The organism is Stenotrophomonas sp., assembly GCF_032103445.1.
In the GTDB taxonomy this organism is placed as follows: Bacteria; Pseudomonadota; Gammaproteobacteria; order Xanthomonadales; family Xanthomonadaceae; genus Stenotrophomonas.
The window spans coordinates 1-8,289 of sequence record NZ_DAMDFR010000108.1 but is presented as its reverse complement, the minus strand read 5'-3'; the positions used below and the strand labels follow the sequence as shown (position 1 = coordinate 8,289).

Annotated in this window: 9 protein-coding genes; 4 read left to right on the top strand and 5 right to left on the bottom strand. The window is 67.1% G+C overall.

Translation table 11 applies throughout. The features are described 5' to 3' along the window. From RT551_RS20675 to rph, 5 genes are all read right to left on the bottom strand, one after another. The coding region (locus tag RT551_RS20675) for a DUF1631 family protein (RefSeq protein WP_313461972.1) at nt 1–789 on the bottom strand (789 nt) is incomplete at its 3' end. Between the two features lie 110 nt (nt 790–899). Beyond that, the gene (hemW, locus tag RT551_RS20670) at nt 900–2,108 is read right to left on the bottom strand and encodes a radical SAM family heme chaperone HemW (RefSeq protein ID WP_313461970.1); all 1,209 of its coding nucleotides are present in this window, start codon (nt 2,106–2,108) and stop codon (nt 900–902) included. A gap of 36 nt (nt 2,109–2,144) precedes the next feature. Further along, nucleotides 2,145–2,735, bottom strand: a complete 591-nt coding sequence (gene rdgB, locus RT551_RS20665) for an RdgB/HAM1 family non-canonical purine NTP pyrophosphatase (RefSeq protein WP_313461968.1) — start codon at nt 2,733–2,735, stop codon at nt 2,145–2,147. Further along, nucleotides 2,732–3,121: a VOC family protein gene (locus RT551_RS20660; protein ID WP_313461967.1), complete on the bottom strand. Its 390-nt coding sequence runs from the start codon at nt 3,119–3,121 to the stop codon at nt 2,732–2,734. The genes rdgB and RT551_RS20660 overlap by 4 nt, the downstream gene beginning before the upstream one ends. Next, on the bottom strand, nt 3,118–3,846 hold the full coding sequence (gene rph / locus RT551_RS20655) for a ribonuclease PH (RefSeq protein ID WP_313461965.1): 729 nt from the start codon (nt 3,844–3,846) through the stop codon (nt 3,118–3,120). The genes RT551_RS20660 and rph overlap by 4 nt, the downstream gene beginning before the upstream one ends. 121 nt (nt 3,847–3,967) lie before the next feature. On the opposite strand from rph, the gene RT551_RS20650 reads away from it, so the two are divergent. The 4 genes from RT551_RS20650 to RT551_RS20635 all read left to right on the top strand — a co-directional run bounded on the left by RT551_RS20650 (nt 3,968) and on the right by RT551_RS20635 (nt 8,174). Further along, a complete protein-coding gene (locus RT551_RS20650) occupies nt 3,968–4,828 on the top strand; it encodes a YicC/YloC family endoribonuclease (RefSeq protein WP_313461963.1) in 861 nt (286 codons plus the stop codon). Further along, nucleotides 4,825–5,490, top strand: coding sequence for a guanylate kinase (gene gmk / locus RT551_RS20645; protein ID WP_313461962.1), 666 nt, complete (start codon nt 4,825–4,827; stop codon nt 5,488–5,490). The genes RT551_RS20650 and gmk overlap by 4 nt, the downstream gene beginning before the upstream one ends. 112 nt (nt 5,491–5,602) lie before the next feature. Next, a complete protein-coding gene (rpoZ, locus tag RT551_RS20640; RefSeq protein ID WP_313461961.1) occupies nt 5,603–5,902 on the top strand; it encodes a DNA-directed RNA polymerase subunit omega in 300 nt (99 codons plus the stop codon). A 112-nt stretch (nt 5,903–6,014) separates the two neighbouring features. Beyond that, nucleotides 6,015–8,174, top strand: coding sequence for a bifunctional (p)ppGpp synthetase/guanosine-3',5'-bis(diphosphate) 3'-pyrophosphohydrolase (locus RT551_RS20635; RefSeq protein WP_313461959.1), 2,160 nt, complete (start codon nt 6,015–6,017; stop codon nt 8,172–8,174). Nucleotides 8,175–8,289 lie beyond the last annotated feature (115 nt).

The window sequence follows — 8,289 nt, the reverse complement described above, 5'->3', positions numbered from 1 at the left end:
CGCCGCGCCGCCGGCCTTGCGCCAGGCACCGGCCGGACCGCGCTCGGGGCCGGTGACGATGCGGCGGGTGGTGGCCGAACGGGCCAGGTAGGGCGTGTAGACCAGGCCGGGCAGGATGCCCTCGTGGGCCAGCAGGATGTTGGCGCGTTCGAGCAGTTCGCCCAGCCGCTCCAGCAGCTGGTGATCGAACACCCGGTACAGCGCCAGCTGGGTTTCCAGCCCCAGCTCGAACTGTTCGCCCAGTTCGCGGGCGATCCGGCACAGCACGTAGGGGCCGAACGGCAGGTCCTCGACGTCGAACTCCGGGCCGGCGGCCAGCACGCCAAAGCGCTGGCCCAACAACTGCAGCGCGCTGGCCGAGCGCTGCGCTTCGCGGCGCGTGATGTCGGCCAGCACGATGTCGCGGTCGATATCGGTGTCGGTGACCAGGGTCAGGGTGGTGGCGGTGACGGCAACGGGCGCGGCCGGCTCATGCCGCACGCGCGGTTCGCGCAGTTTGGCCAGCGCCGTGCCCAGGGCATCCAGGAAGCGCGGCGCGAACTGCGCGTCTACCTCATGCAGGCGGCGCGACTGGGCCAGGATGTCGGCCTGGATCTGGCTGTTGCGCGCGCGTTCGGCGTCGCGGAACAGCTCGCGCTCCAGTTCGACGATGGTCAGCTTCAGCGGGTTGGCCAGGGTCTGCGCGGCCAGCGCATGCAGCGCGGCCAGCAGGCGGCGCACGCGCGGCGGCGCATCGACGCTGGCGAAGCGGCTGGTGTCGGGTGGCAATGGCGGTGCGGACGCAGACATCCGTTGTTGATTCCGGCTCCCCTGTAGAGAACGGAATCTAACGTTTTCGCGGGTTTCCCGCCATAAGGGGCGTCCCGACGCATGGGGTTGCCGGCCAGCGGCCGGCACTACTAGGGCAGGAACAACTCCACCACGTCATTGGTGAACCGCCGCCCCAGCTCGGTGGGCACCGCGCGTTCAGCGTCCAGCGTCATCCAGCCACGTTCGACCGCAGTGCGCAGCGGCTCGGCGATCACCTGCCGGTCCAGCCCGGTGCGCGACTCGAAGTCCTTCAGGGCGAATCCTTCGTGCAGGCGCAGCAGGTTCAGCATGTACTCGAATGGCAGCCGCGCCGAATCAATCACGTCGTCCCCGCCAATCGAGGCGGCCGTGCCGGCAGTGTCCATGTAGGTCTGCGGATGCTTGTGCTTCCAGCGCCGCAGCACGTGCTGTTCGGCCCCGGAGCTGATCTTGCCGTGCGCGCCAGCGCCGATACCCAGGTAATCACCGAATCGCCAGTAATTCAGGTTGTGCGCGCTCTGCCGTCCGGGGCGGGCGTAGGCGCTGACCTCGTACTGGGCATAGCCGGCGTCGGCCAGCATGCGCTGGCAGTGTTCCTGGATGTCCCACGCCGCATCGTCATCGGGAATGCCCTGCGGCGGGCGGGCGAAGAACACCGTATTCGGCTCCAGCGTCAACTGGTAGTGCGAGACATGGGTGGGCTGCAGCGCGAAGGCGCGTTCCAGGTCGTGCTCGGCCTGGGCCAGGGTCTGCTCCGGCAACGCATACATCAGGTCGATGTTGAAGTTGTCGTAGCCGGCGTCCTGGGCCAGCTTCACTGCGCGCTCGGCTTCGCCGCTGTCGTGGATGCGGCCGAGCCGCTTCAGCGCGTCGTCGTTGAAGGTCTGGATGCCGAAGCTGATCCGGTTCACCCCGGCCGCGCGGTAGCGGTCGAAGCGGCCGTGCTCGGCGGTGCCCGGGTTGGTTTCCAGGGTCACTTCCAGATTCGGGGCGAAGCGCAGCCGTGCCGAGGCCGCCTGCAGGAAGCGGTCGATCGCCTCGGGCGGGAACAGGCTGGGGGTGCCGCCGCCGAAGAACACGCTGTTCACCACCCGGCCCCAGACCAGCGGCAGGTCCTGGTCGAGGTCGCGGATCAGCGCGTCGATGTAGGCGTCAAAGGGCAGCTCGCCCTTGCCCGCATGCGAGTTGAAGTCGCAGTACGGGCATTTGCGCACGCACCACGGCAGATGCACATACAAGGACAGCGGCGGTGGCACCAGCGACACGCCATGGTCGTGGTCGCAGTGTTCGCCCGGAAGGTGGCAATGATGGTCAGACATGATTCGGGGTGACGTTCAGACGCGCATGGCGCGTCTCTACAGATGGGTCAACTTCTGCTTCAGGATCTGCAGCGCCTTGGCCCGGTGGCTCATCGCGTTCTTCAGGTCCGGAGCCATTTCCGCAGCGGTCTGCTGCAGCACCGGGTCGAGGAACAGCGGGTTGTAGCCGAAGCCATGGCTGCCGCGCAGCTCATCGAGAATCTCGCCTTCCCAGCTGCCTTCGCAGATCAGCGGCTGCGGGTCGTTGGCATGACGCAGCAGCACGATCACCGCGTAGAAGCGCGCGGTGCGTCGTTCAGCAGGCACATCACGCAGCGCCTCCAGCAGCTTGGCGTTGTTGGCTGCGTCGTTGGTCGGGCTGCCGGCGTAGCGGGCGCTGTACAGGCCCGGGGCTCCGTCCAGTGCATCCACGATCAGGCCGGAGTCGTCGGCCAACGCCGGCAGGCCGGTGCTGGCGCAGGCATGACGCGCCTTGATCAGCGCGTTCTCGACAAAGGTGAGGCCGGTTTCGGGCACGTCGCTGACGCCCAGGTCGCCCTGCGCCACGATCTGCAGCGGCAGGCCGGCCAGCATGGCCTGCAGTTCCTTCAGCTTGCCGGCGTTGCCGCTGGCCAGTACCAGTTTCATTGTTTCGGCTCCAGCAGGTCCCAGGTGTTGCCGTACAGGTCGCGGAACACCGCGACGGTGGCGTAGCTTTCTTCGCGCGGGGCTTCCAGGAACTCGACGCCGGCCGCCTGCATGGCCGCGTGGTCACGCCAGAAGTCGTCGGTGTTCAGGAAGAGCCCGACACGGCCACCGGTCTGGTTGCCGATCCGCGAACGCTGTTCGTCGTTGCTGGCGCGGGCCAGCAGCAGCGCGGCGGCGCTGCCGTCGGTCGGGCCGACCACCACCCAGCGTTTGCTGCCCTGGTCGATGTCCTCCAGCAGGGCAAAGCCCAGCTTGCCCGTGTACCAGGCAATGGCCTCGTCGTAATCGGCCACCACCAGGGTGGTCAGGGCGATCCGGCGGTTCACGGCTGGGCCAGCGCGGCCTGCTGGGCCGCGAGCAGGTCGGTGCAGCCCTTTTCGGCCAGCACCAGCAGGGCATCCAGCTCCTCGCGACGGAAGGCGTGACCTTCGGCCGTGCCCTGCAGTTCGATGAAACCGCCGCCGTCGTTCATCACCACGTTCATGTCGGTGTCGCAGTCGCTGTCTTCGGCGTAATCCAGGTCCAGCACCGGGGTGCCGCGATAGATGCCGACGGAAATGGCCGCGACCGCGCCGAAGATCGGGTTGCGTTTCAGCTCGCCCTTGCTGATCAGGTGATTCACCGCATCCACCAGCGCCACATAGGCACCGGTGATGGCGGCAGTGCGGGTGCCGCCGTCGGCCTGCAGCACGTCGCAGTCCAGGGTGATGGTGCGTTCGCCGAGGGCACGGCGGTCGACGCAGGCGCGCAGCGAGCGGCCGATCAGGCGCTGGATTTCCAGGGTGCGGCCGCCCTGTTTGCCACGCGCGGCTTCACGGTCGTTGCGGGTGTGGGTGGAGCGCGGCAGCATGCCGTATTCGGCCGTGACCCAGCCTTCGCCCTTGCCGCGCAGGAAGCCCGGTACGCGGTTTTCCACGCTGGCGGTGCACAGCACGCGGGTGTCGCCGAAGCTGACCAGTACCGAACCTTCGGCGTGGCGGGTGAAGGCGCGCTCGATGCGCACTTCGCGCAGCTGGTCGGCCTGGCGGCCGCTGGGACGGGAATCGGACATGAAAGGTTTCCGGTAGTGCGTGGGATGCGGGTCCGCGCCCGGACCGGAGACCGGCGGGCGAGGAGGTCGAAAGAAGGCCTCTAGGGTACCATTCCCCCTTTGAGAGCATCGGAAACCCCGAATGATTCGAAGCATGACCGCCTATGCCGGCGGCGAGCGGGTGACCCCTTGGGGCACGCTTGGATGCGAGCTGCGCTCGGTCAACCACCGCTTCCTCGAGGTCGGCACGCGCCTGCCCGAAGAACTGCGCGCGCTGGAACCGCAGCTGCGCGAGCGCATCGCCGCGCGGTTGAGCCGGGGCAAGCTGGACCTGGTGATGCGCCTGCGCGCGCCCGAAGCCGCCGCCAGCCTGCAGGTGAACGAGGTCCTGCTGGGCCAGCTGGGCGCGCTGGCGCACCGCCTGACCTTGGACTTTCCCAACCTGCAGGTCAGCTTCACCGAACTGCTGCAGCTGCCGGGCGTGACCCAGGGCGAAGCCACCGATGCGCCTGCCCTGCAGGCCGAGGCGCTGACGCTGCTGGAGCAGGTGCTGGACGGGTTCGTCGCCGCGCGTGAGCGTGAAGGCGACAAACTGGCTACCGCGATCAGCGAGCGCGTTGACGCAATTGAACGCATTGCCGCCGAGGTCACCACCCTGATCCCGCAGATCCGCGACGGCCAGCGGGCCAAGCTGGCCGCGCGTCTGGCCGACCTGCCGCACCCGGTGGAGCCGGGACGTGCCGAACAGGAACTGGTGCTGTGGCTGCAGAAGCTGGACGTGGACGAGGAACTGGATCGCCTGCGCAGCCATATCGTCGAGATCCGCCGCGTGCTCAAGCAGCGCGAGCCGGTGGGCCGCCGGCTGGATTTCCTGCTGCAGGAATTCAACCGCGAAGCCAACACCCTGGGTTCCAAGTCGGTGGACAGCCGTACCTCCAACGCCGCGGTGGAACTGAAGGTGCTGATCGACCAGATCCGCGAACAGGTGCAGAACATCGAATGAGCAGCCAGCCCACCCCGGCCGGTGCCCCCGCACGCGGCACCCTGTATATCGTGGCCGCCCCGTCCGGGGCCGGCAAAAGCAGCATCGTCAACGCCACCCTGGCGCGTGACCCGCAGATCGCGCTGTCGATCTCGTTTACCTCGCGGGCGATGCGCCCGGGCGAAGTCAATGGCGAGCATTACCACTTCGTCAGTGCCGAGCAGTTCGAGAAGATGATCGCCGCCGGCGACTTCTTCGAGCACGCCTGGGTGCATGGCGACTGGAAGGGCACCGCCCGGCAGTCGGTCGAGCCGCAGCTGGCCGCCGGCCAGGACGTACTGCTGGAGATCGACTGGCAGGGCGCGCAGCAGGTCCGCCAGCTGGTGCCGGGCACGGTGACAGTGTTCATCCTGCCGCCGTCCAAGCAGGCCCTGCAGGACCGCATGCGCAAGCGCGGCCAGGACAGCGAGGCAGTGATCGCCCAGCGCCTGGGCGCGGCCCGTGAAGAGATGCTGCACTTCAACGACTTCGATTACGTCATCGTCAACGAGGTGTTCGACACCGCGGTGGACGAGCTGTGTGCCATTTTCACCGCCAGCCGGCTGCGCCGGGAGGCCCAGAAGGTCCGCCACGCTGGGCTGATCCAGGCCCTGCTGACCCAGGAGCCGGGCGCAACAGGTTGATTCATAAAGGGGCGTTCACCCGTTGGCTTGATTTTGTCCAGGCCCGCCCCTTACAATCCGTCCCCTTTCCCTCATTCGATTGAGCAGCCCGCGCCGGCTGCCGGGAGCCCGCATGGCCCGCATCACCGTAGAAGATTGTCTGGAAGTCGTGAACAACCGTTTCGAGCTGGTCATGATGGCGTCCAAGCGCGCCCGTCAGCTGGCCAACGGCGTCCAGGCCACCCTGGACAACAGCGAAACCGAAGACAAGCCGACCGTGCTGGCGCTGCGTGAAATTGCCGCCCGCAAGATCGACAACGCCCTGATCGACGAAGTCGAGAAGGCGGAGCGCGAGCGTGCCGAACGCGAAGCGCTGGAGTGGGCCGCCGCCGAAGTGGTTGCCGACGAAGACATGTCCAGGAACGACGACTGATCGATCCCGGTCCGTTGCGTTCCACGAACAGCCCGCCTTGTGCGGGCTGTTTGCGTTTTTTAGGACTGTCAACAGTTTGCCGAGATACCGTTGCTGGAATAGTCTTCCAGCCATGAACCCAGGCCCCACTGCAAAGGTTGCCGCGTCCCCCGGCGCGGCCGTCCCCGACTACGTCCTCCAGCTTGAGCGCGCGGCGCATTACCTGCCGCCGGAACAGCTGCCGCTGCTGCGTCGTGCCTGGGAAGTGGGCGCGTCGGCGCACGCCGGCCAGACGCGCAAGTCCGGTGAGCCCTACATCACCCACCCGGTGGCGGTGGCGCAGGTGCTGGCCGAGCTGGGCCTGGATGTGGAGGCGCTGATCGCGGCGATCCTGCACGACACCATTGAAGACACCCCGCTGACCCGTGAGGAACTGGCCGCCGAGTTTGGCGAGGCAGTGGCCGAGCTGGTCGACGGCGTCACCAAGCTGGACAAGCTGAAGTTCCGCGACCGCCAGGAAGCGGCCGCCGAGAGCTTCCGCAAGATGCTGCTGGCGATGTCGCGCGACCTGCGCGTGATCATGATCAAGCTGGCCGACCGCCTGCACAACATGCGTACGCTGGGCGCGCAGAGCAGCGAAGCGCGCGGCCGCATCGCCCGCGAAACGCTGGAGATCTACGCCCCCATCGCGCAGCGGCTGGGCATGAGCCTGGTCAAGAGCGAACTGCAGAACCTCGGTTTCAAGGCGCTGTACCCGTGGCGCCACGCCATTCTGGAAAAGCACATCCGCAGCCAGCCGGTGGTGCGTCGCGAGGCGATGGCGCAGGTGGAGGTGCAGTTGTCGCAGCGGTTGGCCAAGGAAGGGCTGGAACACCGGCTGGTCAGCCGGATCAAGACCCCGTGGAGCATCTACAACAAGATGCGCGACGAGAACAAATCCTTCGACCAGGTCATGGATGTGTTCGGGTTCCGGCTGGTGGTGCGCAGCGTGCCCAACAGCTACCACGCGCTGGGCGCGGTGCATGCCACCTTCAAACCGCTGGACGGGCGCTTCCGCGACTTCATCGCCATTCCCAAGGCCAATGGCTACCAGTCGCTGCACACGGTGTTGTTCGGACCCTATGGTTCGCCGATTGAAGTGCAGATCCGCACGGAGGAAATGGACCTGATCGCCGAGCGCGGCGTGGCCGCGCACTGGACCTACAAGTTTGGTGGCGACAGCCCGAACAGCGCGCAGAGCCGCGCGCACGCGTGGATCGTGGAACTGATCGATTCGCAGCGCGCCGCCGGTTCGTCGCTGGAGTTCCTGGACAACGTGAAGGTCGACCTGTTCCCGGACGAGGTCTACCTGTTCACCCCCAAGGGCAAGATCCTGGCCCTGCCGCGCAACTCCACCGCGCTGGACTTCGCCTATGCGGTGCACACCGACGTGGGCAACACCGCGGTGGCGTCGCGCGTCGACAAGAAACTGGTGCCGCTGCGCACCAAGCTGGTCAGCGGGCAAACCGTGGAAGTGATCACCGCGCGCTCGGCCACGCCGAAGCCGCAGTGGCTGGAGTTCGTGGTCAGCAGCAAGGCGCGCACCGCCATTCGCCACCAGCTCAAGCAGCTGGAGCACGAAGACGCCGTGCAGCTGGGGCATCGCATGCTGGACCGCGCGCTGGAAGCGATGGACAGCTCGCTCGAACGCCTGCCGAAGGGCCGCCTGGATGCGTTCCTGGCCGAGCACCGCTACCCGCGCCTGGAAGCCCTGCTGGCCGAAGTGGCACTGGGCAACTGGATGCCCAACCAGGCCGCGCAGGCGCTGATGGCCTATGCCGAACTGCGCGGTGGCGCGCATTCCAAGCATTCGCAGGAAAAGATCCTGATCAACGGCAGCGAGCGCGGCGTGGTCAGCTTCGCCAACTGCTGCCAGCCGATTCCCGGCGACGACATCATGGGCTACCACACCGCCGGCAAGGGCATTGTGGTGCACCGCATGGACTGTCCGAACCTGGCCGAGCTGCGCAAGTCGCCCGAACGCTGGGTGCCGATCGGCTGGGACACCACCGTGTCCGGCGATTACGACACCGCGCTGGTGGTGGAAGTGGAGAACGGCACCGGCGTGCTGGCCCAGCTGGCCGCGGCGATTGCCCAAAGCCATTCCAACATCGAACGGGTGGATTACCTGGATCGCGATTTCAACGCGGCGGTGCTGGCATTCAACATCCAGGTCCGCGACCGCAACCACCTCGCCGAAGTCATGCGCCGTCTGCGCCGCCTGTCAGTCGTCCAATCCGTCCGCAGGCAATAACGCCCGGTCCGGCACCGCGTTGACGCGCATGGCGCGTCACTACGCCGGGACCACGTATACGTCGCGTAGATACCGTCTCGCCCCTGCCTATGCAAGGGCGATTTCGGGATCAAAC

What these genes read in the sequence shown, in the direction of transcription:
- rpoZ (WP_313461961.1), top strand. Translation starts at nt 5,603, where the DNA reads ATGGCCCGCATCACCGTAGAAGATTGTCTGGAAGTCGTGAACAACCGT.
- gmk (WP_313461962.1), top strand. Translation starts at nt 4,825, where the DNA reads ATGAGCAGCCAGCCCACCCCGGCCGGTGCCCCCGCACGCGGCACCCTG.
- rph (WP_313461965.1), bottom strand. Translation starts at nt 3,846, where the DNA reads ATGTCCGATTCCCGTCCCAGCGGCCGCCAGGCCGACCAGCTGCGCGAA.
- hemW (WP_313461970.1), bottom strand. Translation starts at nt 2,108, where the DNA reads ATGTCTGACCATCATTGCCACCTTCCGGGCGAACACTGCGACCACGAC.
- RT551_RS20635 (WP_313461959.1), top strand. Translation starts at nt 6,015, where the DNA reads ATGAACCCAGGCCCCACTGCAAAGGTTGCCGCGTCCCCCGGCGCGGCC.
- RT551_RS20650 (WP_313461963.1), top strand. Translation starts at nt 3,968, where the DNA reads ATGATTCGAAGCATGACCGCCTATGCCGGCGGCGAGCGGGTGACCCCT.
- rdgB (WP_313461968.1), bottom strand. Translation starts at nt 2,735, where the DNA reads ATGAAACTGGTACTGGCCAGCGGCAACGCCGGCAAGCTGAAGGAACTG.